Source organism: Lactobacillus sp. W8174 (assembly GCF_016100975.1).
Classification (GTDB): Bacteria; Bacillota; Bacilli; order Lactobacillales; family Lactobacillaceae; genus Lactobacillus; species Lactobacillus juensis.
In genome coordinates this window covers 1-283 of record NZ_JACFRN010000018.1, presented here as the reverse complement: position 1 = coordinate 283, position 283 = coordinate 1, and the positions used below count along the sequence as shown (strand labels likewise).

Annotated in this window: 1 tRNA gene; it reads right to left on the bottom strand. The window is 46.6% G+C overall.

Annotation, left to right across the window (positions count from 1 at the left end):
* Positions 1-111: 111 nt before the first annotated feature.
* Positions 112-184, bottom strand: a tRNA-Ala gene (locus tag H3U49_RS09810).
* Between the last annotated feature and the right edge of the window lie 99 nt (positions 185-283).

Below are 283 nucleotides of genomic sequence, written 5' to 3'. Positions count from 1 at the left end.
CTCGGTCGCTCTTTGGCAATCTCTTCTCTTTTGATTGTTTCTCGGTTTTTTCTTGGATTATATTCAGTTTTCAATGTACTAGCTCTTTGGATCTGTTTCTCCCAGATCCAATGGAGGCTAACGGGTTCGAACCGATGACCTCCTGCTTGCAAAGCAGGTGCTCTCCCAACTGAGCTAAGCCCCCAGGTCTTTTAACTGTCAGATATGCTTTCTCTTTTCCTTGCCTATGGGCCTAAATGGACTTGAACCATCGACCTCACGCTTATCAGGCGTGCGCTCTAAC